Origin of the sequence: Streptomyces sp. TLI_55 (assembly GCF_900206255.1) — a bacterium.
GTDB classification, from domain to species: domain Bacteria; phylum Actinomycetota; class Actinomycetes; order Streptomycetales; family Streptomycetaceae; genus Streptomyces; species Streptomyces aquilus.
On sequence record NZ_OAOJ01000001.1, the window covers coordinates 972489 to 986057 of the forward strand.

At 72.0% G+C, this 13569-nt stretch carries 15 protein-coding genes and 1 pseudogene; 6 read left to right on the forward strand and 10 right to left on the reverse strand.

The window, feature by feature from the left end; genetic code table 11:
- Positions 1 to 161: 161 nt before the first annotated feature.
- Positions 162 to 908, forward strand: a complete 747-nt coding sequence (locus tag CRP56_RS04605) for an IclR family transcriptional regulator (protein ID WP_097260481.1) — start codon at positions 162 to 164, stop codon at positions 906 to 908.
- A 2-nt stretch (positions 909 to 910) separates the two neighbouring features.
- On the opposite strand, the gene CRP56_RS04610 is transcribed toward CRP56_RS04605, so the two are convergent.
- From CRP56_RS04610 to CRP56_RS04645, 8 genes are all read right to left on the reverse strand, one after another.
- Complete coding sequence (locus CRP56_RS04610) at positions 911 to 2041, reverse strand: aromatic ring-hydroxylating oxygenase subunit alpha (RefSeq protein WP_097260483.1); 1131 nt, start codon at positions 2039 to 2041, stop codon at positions 911 to 913.
- A gap of 130 nt (positions 2042 to 2171) precedes the next feature.
- Positions 2172 to 3332 (reverse strand): NAD(P)/FAD-dependent oxidoreductase, encoded by a 1161-nt coding sequence (locus tag CRP56_RS04615; protein WP_179850951.1) that lies wholly within the window; start codon positions 3330 to 3332, stop codon positions 2172 to 2174.
- Positions 3329 to 3691: a bifunctional 3-phenylpropionate/cinnamic acid dioxygenase ferredoxin subunit gene (locus CRP56_RS04620; RefSeq protein WP_097260485.1), complete on the reverse strand. Its 363-nt coding sequence runs from the start codon at positions 3689 to 3691 to the stop codon at positions 3329 to 3331. The genes CRP56_RS04615 and CRP56_RS04620 overlap by 4 nt, the downstream gene beginning before the upstream one ends.
- A 195-nt stretch (positions 3692 to 3886) precedes the next feature.
- Complete coding sequence (locus CRP56_RS04625) at positions 3887 to 4516, reverse strand: MBL fold metallo-hydrolase (RefSeq protein ID WP_097260487.1); 630 nt, start codon at positions 4514 to 4516, stop codon at positions 3887 to 3889.
- Positions 4516 to 5604, reverse strand: a complete 1089-nt coding sequence (locus CRP56_RS04630; protein ID WP_097260489.1) for an S-(hydroxymethyl)mycothiol dehydrogenase — start codon at positions 5602 to 5604, stop codon at positions 4516 to 4518. Before CRP56_RS04630 ends, CRP56_RS04625 begins: the two co-directional genes overlap by 1 nt.
- 148 nt (positions 5605 to 5752) lie before the next feature.
- A complete protein-coding gene (locus CRP56_RS04635) occupies positions 5753 to 8314 on the reverse strand; it encodes an ABC transporter permease (protein ID WP_097260491.1) in 2562 nt (853 codons plus the stop codon).
- Positions 8311 to 9084 carry an ABC transporter ATP-binding protein gene (locus tag CRP56_RS04640; protein WP_097260494.1) on the reverse strand — a complete coding sequence of 258 codons (774 nt, stop codon included), beginning with the start codon at positions 9082 to 9084 and terminating at the stop codon, positions 8311 to 8313. Before CRP56_RS04640 ends, CRP56_RS04635 begins: the two co-directional genes overlap by 4 nt.
- The gene (locus CRP56_RS04645) at positions 9081 to 9362 is read right to left on the reverse strand and encodes an SHOCT domain-containing protein (RefSeq protein WP_097260496.1); all 282 of its coding nucleotides are present in this window, start codon (positions 9360 to 9362) and stop codon (positions 9081 to 9083) included. The genes CRP56_RS04640 and CRP56_RS04645 overlap by 4 nt, the downstream gene beginning before the upstream one ends.
- 164 nt (positions 9363 to 9526) lie before the next feature.
- Here CRP56_RS04645 and CRP56_RS04650 point away from each other — a divergent pair, with 164 nt between their 5' ends.
- The 5 genes and pseudogenes from CRP56_RS04650 to CRP56_RS04675 all read left to right on the forward strand — a co-directional run.
- Positions 9527 to 10105: a TetR/AcrR family transcriptional regulator gene (locus tag CRP56_RS04650; RefSeq protein ID WP_097260498.1), complete on the forward strand. Its 579-nt coding sequence runs from the start codon at positions 9527 to 9529 to the stop codon at positions 10103 to 10105.
- A 16-nt stretch (positions 10106 to 10121) separates the two neighbouring features.
- A complete protein-coding gene (locus tag CRP56_RS04655) occupies positions 10122 to 10706 on the forward strand; it encodes a DUF4865 family protein (RefSeq protein ID WP_097260499.1) in 585 nt (194 codons plus the stop codon).
- Entirely contained in the window at positions 10703 to 11614 is a 912-nt protein-coding gene (locus CRP56_RS04660) for a phosphotriesterase family protein (RefSeq protein ID WP_097273724.1), read from the forward strand. Before CRP56_RS04655 ends, CRP56_RS04660 begins: the two co-directional genes overlap by 4 nt.
- Before the next feature lie 40 nt (positions 11615 to 11654).
- Entirely contained in the window at positions 11655 to 11846 is a 192-nt protein-coding gene (locus tag CRP56_RS04665) for a DUF1272 domain-containing protein (protein ID WP_097260501.1), read from the forward strand.
- Positions 11847 to 12069: 223 nt separating this feature from the next.
- A pseudogene (locus CRP56_RS04675) lies at positions 12070 to 12270 on the forward strand (LysR substrate-binding domain-containing protein); the annotation flags it as partial.
- Positions 12271 to 12315: 45 nt separating this feature from the next.
- Here CRP56_RS04675 and CRP56_RS04680 read toward each other — a convergent pair.
- Together CRP56_RS04680 and CRP56_RS04685 are read right to left on the reverse strand one after the other, a co-directional pair.
- A complete protein-coding gene (locus tag CRP56_RS04680; protein ID WP_097260503.1) occupies positions 12316 to 12765 on the reverse strand; it encodes an RpiB/LacA/LacB family sugar-phosphate isomerase in 450 nt (149 codons plus the stop codon).
- Positions 12766 to 12810: 45 nt separating this feature from the next.
- Complete coding sequence (locus tag CRP56_RS04685) at positions 12811 to 13518, reverse strand: SDR family oxidoreductase (RefSeq protein ID WP_097260505.1); 708 nt, start codon at positions 13516 to 13518, stop codon at positions 12811 to 12813.
- Between the last annotated feature and the right edge of the window lie 51 nt (positions 13519 to 13569).

Sequence of the window (13569 nt, forward strand, 5' to 3'; positions counted from 1 at the left end):
TAACGCCGGTAGCGCGATACGCACCAGGTTGCGAACCGCGCAACTTCAAACGACTTGGTTTCGGGTGCGTTACTTGCAGTCGTGTTGTTTACTGCGCGTATAGTTTCACTGTGAGCAACTACAGCACTGATACGGAAACGTCGAATTCACACGCCGGCGGTGTGCAGTCGGTGGACCGGGCGATCAGCGTCCTGGAGATCCTCGCGCAGCGTGGCGAGGCGGGCGTCAGTGAGGTCGCCGGTGAGATCGACGTCCACAAGTCCACCGCGTTCCGGCTGCTCGGCGCCCTGGAGGCGCGCGGTCTGGTCGAGCAGGCCGGCGAGCGGGGCAAGTACCGGCTCGGCTTCGGGATCGTGCGGCTGGCCGGCGCGGTCACGGGGCGCATCGACATCACCCAGCAGGGCCGCCCCGTGTGCGAGCGGCTCGCCGAGGAGATCGGCGAGACGGTCAACATCGCCGTCATGCAGGAGCACTACGCGATCAACCTGTACCAGGTGCGCGGCCCCGGAGCGATCACCGCGCACAACTGGGTCGGCCAGCTGACCCCGCTGCACGCCACCTCCAGCGGCAAGATCCTGCTGGCCCACCTGCCCGCGAAGGAGCGCGCCGCGCTGCTCGCCGAGGCCGGCCTGAAGAAGGTCACGCCGCACACCATCACCGCGAAGACCAAGCTGGAGAAGAACCTCGCCGAGGCGCGGGAGCGCGGCTACGCCTTCACCCTGGAGGAGCTGGAGGTCGGCCTGCACGCGATGGCCGCCCCGATTCGCAACCGGGACGGCGAGGTCATCGCCGCGCTCAGCGCCTCCGGCCCCGCCTACCGCTTCACCGAGGAGCGGCTGCACGAGCTCTCCCCGGTGCTGGTCAAGGGCGCCGAGGAGATCAGCCACCGCATGGGCTACCTGGGCTGAGGTCAGCCCTGGGACAGCCCCAGGCGCTCGTTCACCCAGTCGTGGAAGGCACCGATGTGGTGCTCGCTGGGCACCAGCACACCGCCCTTGGCGTACATACGGGAACTCATGCCGGGCTGGGTGCGCTCGCAGGCGTCGAAGTCCTGCTGGTTGACGCGGTGGAAGAGCTCCACGGACCGACTGACGTCCTTGCCGCTCTCGACGACGTGCGGCAGATACAGCCAGTCGCACTCGACGATCGTGCGGTCGACGGCCACCGGGTACATGCGGTGGAAGATCACATGGTCGGGGACGAGGTTGATGAACACCTGCGGCTTGACCGTGATCGCGTAGTAGCGGCGGTCCTGGTCGTCCGCGACGCCCGGGATGCGGTCCAGTCCCTCGGAGCCGTCGACGGTGAAGCCCCGCACCTCCTCGCCGAACTCCGCGCCGTGTCCCACGTAGTACTGGGCGGCGTAGCCGTCCGCGAACTCCGGGAGCACCTCGGTGAGTTCGGGGTGGATCGTGGCGCAGTGGTAGCACTCCATGAAGTTCTCGATGATGAGCTTCCAGTTCGACTTCACGTCGTACGTGATGCGCCTGCCGACGGAGAGGTTGTCGATGTCGTAGCGCTCGATCGACGCGACGTCACCGAGGCGCTCGACGACCGCGCCCTGCACGTCCTCCTCGAAGGACGGCGGGTTCTCCGCGAGGCACACCCACACATAGCCGAGCCATTCGCGCACGGCCACGCTCACCAGGCCGTACTCGGTGCGGCCGACGTCGGGCATCTTGGTGAGGTTGGGGGCCGCGACCAGCTTGCCGTTCAGGTCGTAGGTCCAGGCGTGGTAGGGGCACTGGAAGGCCCGCTTGACCTCGCCGGTCTCCTCCGTGCAGAGCTTGGCGCCGCGGTGCCGGCACACATTGAAGTACGCACGGATGGCGTTGTCACGCGCGCGGGTGACGAGGATGCTCTCGCGGCCCACGTCGACAGTGCGGAAGGCGCCGGGCTTGGCCAGTTCGGAGGCGCGCGCGACGCAGAACCACATGGTCTCGAAGATGCGCTCCTGCTCCTGGGCGAAGATCGCCGGATCCGTGTAGGAGGAGCCGGGAAGGGTGGCGATCAGACTGTCCGGCAGGCTGGTCGAGGTCACGGGGCACTCCTCGGGAACGTCGTGGTAGGAGCGCCCCAAAGGGGCGCGAGGCGGTGCTTATGTGCGGCTCCGCCGCGGGGCGCGGCCGGCCACAACGGCGGCGCGGGCGACAAACGACCCATCTCGCTGCTCACCGCGGAGCGCCCAGCTGCTTGCGCCAGCGCGTGAACAGCCTCGGCTGGTTCATCCCGAGCACGGCGACCGGGTCGCCCGCCCGCCGGTAGACGGCCAGCACGTCACGGCCGTCCGCGCTGCCCGCCTCGACGGTCACGCTGTCGGCAGCGGCGGCGTGACCGGCGAACTGGATCTTCACGCCGTACTGGTCGGACCAGAAGTACGGCGGCCGGGGAACCCCCGGTTCCACCGCGCCCTGCGCCAGCAGCGTGGCGATCGCGGCGTCGGGGCGCTCGCGGGCGCCGGTCCAGTGCTCGACCCGGCGGTGGTGGCCCGCGCGCGGGTCGTACCAGTTGGCGCAGTCGCCGACCGCGACCACCCCGGCCAGGCTGGTGCGGCCGTCGGCGCCGCACTTGACGCCGTTGTCGAGAGCGATGCCGGAACCTTCCAGCCACTCGACGTTGGGGCGGGCGCCCACGCCGACGACCACGATGTCGGCGGGAAGGCTGCGGCCGTCCTCCAGCAGGACGGCCTCGACGCGGCGTTCGCCGCTCAGCCCCTTCACACCGACGCCGCACACCAGTCGTACGCCGTGGTCGGCGTGGAGACCGGAGACGACGGCGCCCATGGCGTCGCCGAGCGGGCCGGCCAGCGGGGTCGGGGCCGCCTCGACGACGGTCACCTCCAGGCCGAGGGCGTACGCGGTGGAGGCGACCTCGGCGCCGATGAAGCCGCCGCCGATCACCACCAGCCGTCCGCCGCGGGCCAGTTCGTCGCGCAGGGCGCGGGCGTCGTCCAGGGTGCGCAGCGTGTGCACCCCGGCGAGGCCCTCGGAGCCGGGCAGGGTGCGGGCCGCGGCGCCGGTCGCGAGGACGAAGCCGTCGGCGCGGACCTCGCGTCCGTCGGCGAGCCGGACCGTACGGCCGCGGTGGTCGAGGCCGACGGCGCGGGTGCCGAGCAGCCATTCCGCCGCCAGGTCCTCGTCGTCGCTCTCCAGGGCGAGTTCGGCCTCGGCGAGGGTGCCGGCCAGGAACTCCTTGGACAGCGGGGGCCGGTCGTAGGGGCGGTGCGGTTCGTCCCCGATGACGACCAGCCGGCCGTCGTAGCCCTGCTTGCGCAGAGAGCGCGCCGCCGACAGGCCGGCCAGCGAGGCGCCGACCACGGCGACGGTCCTCACGCGGGACCTCCGGCGAGCCGAGCCGCGATGCAGGGCGGCAGGTTGGGGGCCGCCGTGGACAACTGGACGTAGATCACGCCGTCCTCGACGACGACCTCGTGGGTCCGCACCGGGAGCTTGGCCGGCGGGGCGTCCACCGCGCCGGTGCGCAGGTCGAACTTCGAGGCGTGCAGCGGGCATTCCACCTCGCAGCCCTCCAGCCAGCCGTCGGCGAGCGACGCGTCCTGGTGGGTGCAGGTGTCGTCGATGGCGAAGAGCTCACCGTCGTCGGTGTGGAACACCGAGACCGGCGGATCGATGTCGAGCCGGTGGGCCTCACCTCGCGGGAGATCCGCGAGACGGCACGCGGGAATCATCATGACACCTCGGTGCGTATAGCGAAACGGATTGCGATTGACGCAACGCCAGTCTGCGGGCCGCTCCGAACCCTTGTCAAGGCATCACCACGCCCGGTTCGAACGGCTTGGCGGACGAGTCTCCGGGCAGCTCGAAACGCCCGTTCCACCTGCGGAAACAGGCGGAACGGGCGCCGTACGAAAGCCCCGTGGGACCGGTCAGAAGCCGCGGTCGATCCACTCCTGGAGGTGCGGCGCCTCCGCGCCGAGGGTGGTCGTCTCCCCGTGCCCGGTGTGGACGACGGTCTCGCCAGGCAGCGTCAGCAGCCGGTCCCGGATCGAGTCGATGATGGTCGGGAAGTGGCTGTACGACCGTCCCGTCGCTCCTGGCCCGCCATGGAACAGCGTGTCGCCGCTGAACAGGGCCGTCAGGGCCGGCGCGTACAGGCAGACCGCTCCGGGCGCGTGGCCGGGCGTGTGCAGCACGGTGAGCTCGATGCCGGCCACCGAGATGCCCTGGCCGTCGGTGAGTTCGGCGTCCGGCGCCCGCTCGGGGTGGGTCTGCTTCCACAGCGGGAGGTCGTCGGGGTGGAGCAGCACCGGGGCGCCCGTGCGTTCGGCGAGCGCGGGCGCGGCGTCGATGTGGTCGTTGTGGGCGTGGGTGCACACAACGGCCCGCAGCGTGCGCCCGCCGACGGCCGCCGCGATCGCGTCAGCGTCATGGGCGGCGTCGATGACGATCACCTCGGAGTCGTCGCCGACGATCCACACGTTGTTGTCGACGTCCCAGGTGCCGCCGTCCAGGGAGAACGTCCCCGAGGTGACGAGGTGCTCGATGCGGGCGGTCATCAGAAGACCACCACCGAGCGCAGGACGTCGCCGTCGTGCATCCGCCCGAAGGCCTTCTCGACCTCGTCCAGGGCGATGGTCTCGGTGACGAATGCGTCGAGGTCGAGCCGGCCCTGGAGGTAGAGGTCGATGAGCATGGGGAAGTCGCGGCTGGGCAGGCAGTCGCCGTACCAGGACGACTTCAGCGCGCCACCGCGGCCGAAGACGTCCAGCAGCGGCAGTTCGAGCTTCATCTCCGGGGTGGGCACGCCGACGAGGACGACGGTTCCGGCGAGGTCGCGGGCGTAGAAGGCCTGCTGGTAGGTCTCCGGGCGGCCCACCGCCTCGATGACGACGTCGGCGCCGAAGCCGCCGGTCAGCTCGCGGATGGCTTCGACGGCATCCGTCTCACGCGAGTTGACCGTGTGGGTGGCGCCCAGCTTCTTCGCGGTCTCCAGCTTGCGGTCGTCGATGTCGACGGCGATGACCTTCGCCGCGCCCGCCAGAGCGGACCCGGCGATCGCTGCGGCGCCGACGCCGCCGCAGCCGATGACGGCGACCGAGTCGCCGCGTCCTACGCCACCGGTGTTGATGGCCGCGCCGATGCCGGCCATCACGCCGCAGCCCAGCAACCCGGCGGCGGCCGCCGAGGCCGACCGGTCGACCTTGGTGCACTGCCCGGCCGCCACCAGCGTCTTCTCCGCGAAGGCCCCGATGCCCAGCGCGGGCGACAGCTCCTCGCCGGTCGAGGCCAAGGTCATCTTCTGCTTGGCGTTGTGGGTGTTGAAGCAGTACCAGGGGCGTCCGCGCAGACAGGCCCGGCACTGCCCGCACACCGCACGCCAGTTGAGGATCACGAAGTCACCGGGGGCCACGTCGGTGACGCCCTCCCCCACCGACTCCACGACACCCGCGGCCTCGTGGCCGAGCAGGAAGGGGAAGTCGTCGTTGATGCCGCCCTCGCGGTAGTGCAGATCGGTGTGGCAGACCCCGCAGGCCTCGACCTTCACCAGCGCCTCACCCGGACCCGGGTCGGGCACGATGATCGTCTCCAGGCTGACGGGGGCGCCCTTGCCCCGCGCGACGACAGCACGGACCTGGTGCGACATGGCCACTCCTCGGGTGATGATCGAGCCTCGCGTCTGATGTTGCTCATTACGGCACGTATTTCATGTGCCGCAACACAGCATCATGGAGTGCGGACCAGGGGTCAAGGAACTCGACAGGGTTGCCTCCACCCACCGGTCCGCAGGCCCGTCACTCCGTGGCGATGGCCCGCAGTACGTCCAGACGGGCGGCCCGCCCGGCCGGGCGCAGGCCCGCGAGGGCGCCCGCCGCGAGGCCGACCAGGGCCACGATCGCCAGTCGCGCCGACGGCATCGCGAAGGCGAACGCGCTGTCGCTCGCGCCGTCGGAGGCCTTGACGAGGACCCAGCCCAGGAAGGCACCGAGGCCGAGCCCGCCGACGGTGCCGAAGGCGGCGACCAGGACCGCCTCCCAGCGGACCATGGCCCGCAGCTGGGAGCGGGTCTGTCCGACGGCCCGCAACAGGCCCAGTTCGCGGGTGCGTTCGTGGATCGCCAGGGTCAGGGTGTTGGCGATGCCGAGCAGTGCGATGAGGACGGCGAGGGCCAGCAGGGCGTAGACGAGGGTGAGCATCATGTCGATGCCGCCCGCCGACGACTGCGCGTACTCGTCCCGGGTCTGGACCTCGGGGTTGCCGTAGTGCGCCGCCACCTTCTCCACCGCGGCCTTGCCGGTGTCCGTGCTGACGCCGTCCTTGAAGGCCACGGCCAGCAGGGTGTCGGAGTCCTGGGTGCGGTGCGGTGCCCAGGCGGTGCGGGTGATGACGTAGTCCCCGGCCAGTTCGGAGCGGCCGTAGACGGCACGGACCGTGAAGGTTTTCATCTCGCCGTCGGTGAAGGTGAGCCGGGCCTTGTCGCCGGTCTTCAGACCCTGCTTGTCGGCCTCGCTCTCGGTGACGGCGATGCCGTCCGTGCCGAGGCCGGCCAGGGAGCCCCGCACATCGCCCAGGTCGAAGGTGCGCGCCAGGGCGAGCGGGTCGGTGACGGTCAACGCCCGTCCCTTGCCGTCGACTTCGGCGACCCCGCGGCCGAGGCCGACGGCCGTGTCCACCTCGGGCAGCTTGGCCACGGCGCCCGCCAGCCGGGGGCTCAGTCCGCTGCCGCCGGCGCCGAACGACGGGGTGCTCACGGCCACGTCGCCCGCGAAGGAGCGCGAGACCGTCTGGTCCATGGTCGCCTTCAGCGAGGCGGCGAACACCGTGAACAGGGCCACGACGGCGACGCCGATCATCAGCGCGCTCGCGGTGGCGGCCGTCCGCCGCGGGCTGCGCAGGGCGTTGCGGCGGGCGAGGCCGCCGGTGACGCCCCGCAACCGGTCGAGGGGGCTGCCGAGGACCCGTACCGCGGTGGTGGAGGCGACCGGACCGAGCACCACGAACGCGGCCAGGGCGAGCACGGCTCCGGCGCCGGCAAGCCACAGCGACGGGGTGACCAGGACGCCGCCGATCGTCAGGCCCAGGGCGAGGGCGCCGAGGCCGAGACCGGTGACGGCACGGACGCGGGAGGCGGCGGAGGTGTCGACCGCCGTCTCGCGCAGGGCCGCCATCGGTGCGGTGCGGCCCGCGCGGACGGCGGGCAGCAGCGCGGAGCCGAGGCAGACGACGGTGCCCACGGCCAGCGGCAGCACCAGGGACAGCGTGCTGACCACCAAGTCGCCCTCGGGGAAGGGGAATCCGATCGCCGGGAACAGGGCCTGCAGACCGGCGGCGATGCCGATGCCGCCCGCCAGGCCCGCGAGCGAGGCGGTCACCGCGACCGCGGTGGCCTCCACGAGGGTCGAGGCGGTGACCTGGCGCCGGGAGGCGCCGAGGGCGCGCAACAGGGCGTTCTCGCGGGTGCGTTGGGCGACGACGATCGCGAAGGTGTTGTGGATGGAGAAGGTCGCGACCAGTAGGGCGACGCCTGAGAAGACGAGGAGGAAGAGGGTGAACACGGTCAGGAACTGGCTGGAGATCATCTCGGTGTTCTCCTCCGCCGACTCCTGGCCGGTGATGGCCTCGACTCCCTTGGGGAGCACGGGAGTCAGCCGGTCCACCAGCTGCCGCTGACCGACTCCGGAGGCGGCCCGGACCTTGATGGTCGACGCCTCGCCCGGCCGGGCCGTCAGGTACTTCTCGGCGTCCGCCCGGGTCATGCCGGTGAAGGTCACCTGGGCCATGCCGTCCTCGCCGCCGAAGGTGGCCAGGCCGACGACGGTCACCTGCACGGGGTCGGGGGTGCGCAGGGTCGTGGTGTCGCCGAGGTGCAGGCCGCCCCGCTCGGCGGTGCCCCGGTCGATGACGACCTCGCCGGACCGGGCGGGGGCGCGGCCCTCGGCCAGTTGGTAGGCGTTGAGCTCGGGGTCCGTGATCCAGTTGCCCGCGAGGGTGGGCGGGCCCTTGCCGCCGATGGGCTCTCCGTCGGCGCCGACGAGCTGGCCGGCGCCCTGGATGTCGGGGGCGGCCGCGGCCACACCGGGGACCTTCTCGATGGTGTCCACGAGGTCCGCGGGGACCGGCGCCCGCACGCCCTGGCTCTCGCCGGGGGTGGTGATGGCGTCGGCGCTGCGGACCACCGCGTCCGTGCCGCCGGCGGCCCGCCCGAACATCGTGTCGAAGCTGGCGCGCAGGGTGTCGCCCATGACGAGGGTGCCCGCCAGGAACGCGACGCCGAGGAACACGGCCAGGAAGGTCCCGGCGAAACGCCGCTTGTGGGCGCGCAGGGAAGAAGTGCTCAGGCGCACGGCGGCGTTCACGACGACACCTCCGAGGCCGGGGAGGTCCCCGCGTCGAAGGCCTTCATGCGGTCCAGGACCCGTTCGGCCGTCGGTGCGGTCATCCGGTCCACCAGGCGCCCGTCGGCGAGGAAGACGACCTCGTCGGCGTGGGCGGCGGCCACGGGGTCGTGGGTGACCATGACGACCGTGCGGGAGGTGTGGCGCACCGTGCGGCCGAGGAGGCCGAGGACCTCTCCGCCGGAACGGGAGTCGAGGTTGCCGGTGGGTTCGTCGGCGAAGACGACGTCCGGCTGCCCGGCGAACGCCCTTGCCACGGCGACGCGTTGCTGCTGACCGCCGGAGAGCTCGGACGGGCGGTGGTGCAGACGGTCGCGCAGGCCGACGACGTCGATCAGGGCCTCGACCCACTCCTGGTCGCCCTTGCGGCCGGCCAGGTCGAGCGGGAGCGTGATGTTCTCCCGCACGGTCAGCGTCGGCACCAGGTTGAACGCCTGGAAGACGAACCCGACCCGGTCGCGGCGCAGGAGGGTCAGGCGACGGTCGTCCAGGGAGCCCAGTTCGGTGTCGCCGATGTAGGCGGCGCCCGCGCTGAGGGTGTCGAGACCGGCCGCGCAGTGCAGGAGGGTGGACTTGCCGGAGCCCGAGGGCCCCATGATCGCGGTGAAGCGGCCGGCGGGGAAGGCGACGCTGACGCCGTCCAGGGCACGTACGGCGGTGTCGCCACCGCCGTACACCTTCACCGCGTCGACCACGCGTGCGGCGGTGCGCACCTCGGTCGTGACGGTCATGCCGCACCGCCCTTGCCCGTGCGGCGGCCGAACTGCTCGTCCAGGACGGAGAGCCGGCGCCAGTACTCGTCCTCGTCGATCTCGCCGGAGGCGAAGCGGTGGCCGAGCACGGTCAGGGGTGAGTTGTCGTCGACGGCGAACCGGCGGGGGCCGCCGCGACCGCGCCACGCCGTGCGGCGCAGGACGGTGACGGCGCCGACGACGACGGCCGCCCAGATCAGCGGGAAGAGAAGGATCCACGGGCCGGGCCCGCCGTCCCAGTGCGCCAGGGTCTGCATCTCGGGTCATCTCCCTAGTGAGGTGCTGCTGCGATGTCTCGAGAGTGGCCTCGACCGGGGGTCCGGGTCGTCGTACAGCCAGCGGCAGTGCGGATACCTCCCCGGGAGTACGCCAGGACCGACAGCGCTGCTCCCCGACCCTCTAGCCGTCTGTAACTACTAGTATGTACAGTGAGCTCATGAGCACCCCGGAGCGACTGATCGAGTCCACCCGCGAGCTGCTGTGGGAACGCGGCTACGTCGGCACGAGCCCCAAGGCCATCCTGGAGCGCTCCGGTGCCGGGCAGGGCAGCATGTACCACCACTTCAAGGGCAAGCCCGATCTCGCGCTGGCCGCGATCCGGCGGACGGCCGAGGAGATGCGGGCTACCGCGGAGGGCGTACTGGGCGGGCCGGGGACGCCGTACGAGCGCATCGAGGCGTATCTGCTGCGCGAGCGCGACGTGCTGCGCGGCTGCCCGGTCGGCCGGCTGACCATGGATCCGGACGTCGTCGCGAGCGAGGAGCTGCGCGCGCCGGTCGACGAGACGCTCGACTGGCTCCGGGAGCGGATCGCCGGGATCGTCGAAGAGGGCAAGGAACAGGGTCAGTTCGCGCCCGCGCTGGACGGCGAGGCCATCGCGGCCACCGTCGTCGCCACCGTGCAGGGCGGCTACGTCCTGGCCCGCGCGGCCGGGTCCGCGGGAGCGTTCGACGCGGGCGTCAGGGGGCTGCTGTCGCTCCTCGCCCCTCGACAGCGATAGCCAGGAGGCATTCCTCATGCACGCCATGCAGTACGAACTCACGCTGCCCGCCGCCTATGACATGGACGTCATCCGGGCCCGCGTCGCCGCCAAGGGACATCTCCTCGACGACTGGGAGGGCCTGGGCCTGAAGGCGTATCTGATGCGGGAGCGGGGCGAGCACGGCTCCCCCGTGAACCAGTACGCGCCGTTCTACCTCTGGAACACCGTGGAGGGCATGAACTCCTTTCTCTGGGGCGGTGGTTTCCAGGGGCTGAGCGACGACTTCGGGCGGCCGTCGGTGCGGCAGTGGACCGGTCTGGCGTACGAGGAGGGCGGCGCCGCCGGCTCCCGCGCGCGGGTCGCGGTGCGGCGGCGTCAACCTGTTCCGGACGGCGTGGAGTTGGGAGCGTTCACGGCGGACGCGGCGGGTGAGGCGCGGCGGTTGGCGGGCGAGGACGGGGCGCTGCTCGCGGCGGCCGCCGTCGACACGTCCCGCTGGGAACTCGTCCACTTCTCGCTGTGGGCGCACGACACCCCCAAGGCGGAAGGCGACGTCTTCCAGGTCCTGCACTTGTCGGCGCCGGGCCTGGACCGACTGCCCCGCGGTCGCCAGTGGTGAGCGCGGTCCGCACGGTCCTCGGCGACGTGGACCCCGCGGGTCTCGGGGTGTGCGACGCTCACGACCACCTGTTCTTCGGCAGCCCTCAACTACCGGGCCAGGAACTGCGGGACGTGTCCGCGGCCCGCGCCGAGCTGGCCGCCTTCCGGGCCGAGGGCGGCGGCGCGGTGGTGCAGTGGACGCCGTACGGGCTGGGACGGCGGGCCGCCGATCTGCCGCCGCTGTCCCGGGAGACGGGGGTCGCCGTGGTCGCCGCGACCGGGCTGCATCAGGCCGTCCACTACGACGAGCGGGTCCTCAAGGAGCTGCGGGGTCCCCGGCTCGCGGAGCTCTTCGTCGCCGAACTCACCGGCGGTATCGGCACGTCGGGGGTGCGGGCCGGGCTGATCAAGGTGGCGGGCGGTTTCCACGCGCTCGACGCGCACGCGCGCTGGACGATGAGGGCGGCGGCCGAGGCCCACCACGCGACGGGGGCGCCGATCGCGGTGCACCTGGAACTGGGCACCGGCGCACTGGACGTACTGGACCTCCTGTGCGGGGAGTCGGGCGTGCCGCCGCATCGAGTGATCCTGGGGCACCTCAACCGCTCCCCCGACTCGGTCACGCACCTTCAGGCGGCGGCTTCCGGCTGCTGGCTCGCCTTCGACGGGCCGTCGCGCACCCACCACGCCACCGACTGGCGGATGCCGGACGCGGTGCGGGCCCTGGCCGAGGCGGGGTTCGGCGACCGGCTGCTGCTGGGCGGCGACACGACAACCGCGGCGGCCCGCTCGGTCGACGGCGGGCCGGGGATGCCGTACCTGCTGCGCCGGGTACGGCCGCGGCTGGTGGCGGCCGTCGGCGCCGAGACGGTGGAGCGCATGATGACGGTGAACCCCGGCCGGGCCTTCGCCGTCGAGTGGCGGTGAGCGAGCATGATCGGCACGGGGTGACGCCGAGAGGGAGTACATGGCACTGGAAATGCGCGACCGTTGCGAGCGCTGCGAGACGACCGCACTGCCGCCGGACGCCGCCGCGCGCATCTGCGTCTACGAGTGCACGTACTGCGTCGCGTGCAGCGAGGCGATGAACGACATCTGCCCGAACTGCGGCGGCGAACTGGTGCCCCGACCCCGCCCCGCCCGCACGGACACGGCCTGACAGGACCGCGCCGGGCAGATGTCAGGCCACCGAGATGTCCACCGGCGGACGCAGCTTCGCCGCCGCGGCCAGGGCCTCGTGGGCCGGGTGGGTGTCGAAGGCCTTCAGCAGCGCCTGGTCCGCCGGGCGTTCGGCCGCCGGGAGTCGACGGCCTCGATGACGGACTCGTTGACGATCTCGGACCAGGGGTGGCCGCGTTCTCGAACTCGTCGATCTGGGCGCAGGGCTGTCGACGCTGGTCGCGCTCGGCTGCGGTACGGGGGTGGTGCCGCGGCTGGTGCTGGAGCACAGTGCGGTGCGGGAACGGCTGGCGGTGCTTCCGGCGGACCCGCCGCCCGAGCCGTTCCCGATCGGGTTGTGCGTACGGCGGGCCGATCTGCGCAGGCCGCTGGTGGCCGCGCTGTGGAGCCTCACGGCGCCTTGAGAGGCCGTGCCTTGAGGTCACCGGACCCTCAAGCCGGCCTTGAGGTCACCGGCCCCTCAGGTCCAGACGCCTGATGCGCTCCACGTTCTCCTGGTCCTCCGCGTCCTCGCTGACCTCGGCCGCGAACCACGCGTCGAGGATCTCCTTCATCAGCGGCTCGGACGTCAGGCGCAGGCCGAGGGCGAGGACGTTGGCGTCGTTCCAGCGGCGGGCGCCGTCCGCGGTGTAGGCGTCGGTGCACAGGGCGGCCCGTACGCCGGGGACCTTGTTCGCGGCGATCGACGCGCCCGTGCCGGTCCAGCAGCAGACGACCGCCTGGTCCGCCGTCCCGTCGGCGACCTCCCGGGCCGCCGCCTCCGAGCAGGCGGCCCACTGGGGGTCGGCGCCGGGTGCGAGCGCCCCGTGGGCCGTCACCTCGTGGCCACGGCTGCGCAGCTCGGCGACGAGGGCTCGGGCCACGGGTTCGTCCATGTCGGAGGAGACTGAGATCCGCATGCTCGCGAGCCTACGCGGATCACAAGGACAGATGACGAGGGCGGATCACCAGGGCAGGGAGCCCTTCGCGTCGAAGTAGCCGCCGGTCGGTCCGTCGGGGCCGCTCAGGGCCATGCGGACGATGATCTCCGCGCCTTCCTCGACGCTCTGGTGGCCCGTGCGGCCGTTGAGGTCCGTCGCGGTGAAGCCCGGTTCGACGGCGTTGATCCGCATCTCGGGGAACGCCTTCGCGTACTGCACGGTGATCATGTTGACGGTGGTCTTGGACGCCGGGTAGGCGATGGCCTGGTAGAAGTGGGCCGGCGAGTCCGGGTCCGACAGCGCGGTCAGGGAGGCCAGGCCGCTGCTCACGTTCACCACGACGGGCGCCGCGGACCGCTGGAGCAGCGGGAGGAAGGCGTGGGTGACGCGGACGACGCCGAAGACGTTGGTCTCGAACACCGTGCGCATCTCGTCGGCGGTGGTGTCGGCGGCGGTCGGGATGGCGTTGTCCGGGCCGCGTACCTCGATGCCGGCGTTGTTGACCAGGACGTCCAGGCCGCCCTCGGCCTCGACGGTCTTCGCGGCGGCCTGGACGGAGGCGTCGTCGGTGACGTCGAGCTGGACGAAGCGGGCGCCGAGCTGTTCGGCGGCACGGCGGCCGCGGTCGGCGTCGCGGGCGCCGATGTAGACGGTGTGACCTGCTGCGACGAGCCGGCGTGCGGTCTCGAAGCCCAGGCCCTTGTTGGCTCCGGTGATCAGTGTGGTGGTCATGGCTTCACCCTCCCTCCGGTCCGGGCGGACAGCCAGAAGACCCTTCTTCCT

Excerpts from the sequence above, each read along its gene's own strand:
- CRP56_RS04620 (WP_097260485.1), bottom strand. The coding sequence starts at position 3,691 with ATGATGATTCCCGCGTGCCGTCTCGCGGATCTCCCGCGAGGTGAGGCC.
- CRP56_RS04630 (WP_097260489.1), bottom strand. The coding sequence starts at position 5,604 with ATGTCGCACCAGGTCCGTGCTGTCGTCGCGCGGGGCAAGGGCGCCCCC.
- CRP56_RS04650 (WP_097260498.1), top strand. The coding sequence starts at position 9,527 with ATGTACAGTGAGCTCATGAGCACCCCGGAGCGACTGATCGAGTCCACC.
- CRP56_RS04685 (WP_097260505.1), bottom strand. The coding sequence starts at position 13,518 with ATGACCACCACACTGATCACCGGAGCCAACAAGGGCCTGGGCTTCGAG.
- CRP56_RS04640 (WP_097260494.1), bottom strand. The coding sequence starts at position 9,084 with ATGACCGTCACGACCGAGGTGCGCACCGCCGCACGCGTGGTCGACGCG.
- CRP56_RS04655 (WP_097260499.1), top strand. The coding sequence starts at position 10,122 with ATGCACGCCATGCAGTACGAACTCACGCTGCCCGCCGCCTATGACATG.
- CRP56_RS04680 (WP_097260503.1), bottom strand. The coding sequence starts at position 12,765 with ATGCGGATCTCAGTCTCCTCCGACATGGACGAACCCGTGGCCCGAGCC.
- CRP56_RS04645 (WP_097260496.1), bottom strand. The coding sequence starts at position 9,362 with ATGCAGACCCTGGCGCACTGGGACGGCGGGCCCGGCCCGTGGATCCTT.
- CRP56_RS04665 (WP_097260501.1), top strand. The coding sequence starts at position 11,655 with ATGGCACTGGAAATGCGCGACCGTTGCGAGCGCTGCGAGACGACCGCA.
- CRP56_RS04625 (WP_097260487.1), bottom strand. The coding sequence starts at position 4,516 with ATGACCGCCCGCATCGAGCACCTCGTCACCTCGGGGACGTTCTCCCTG.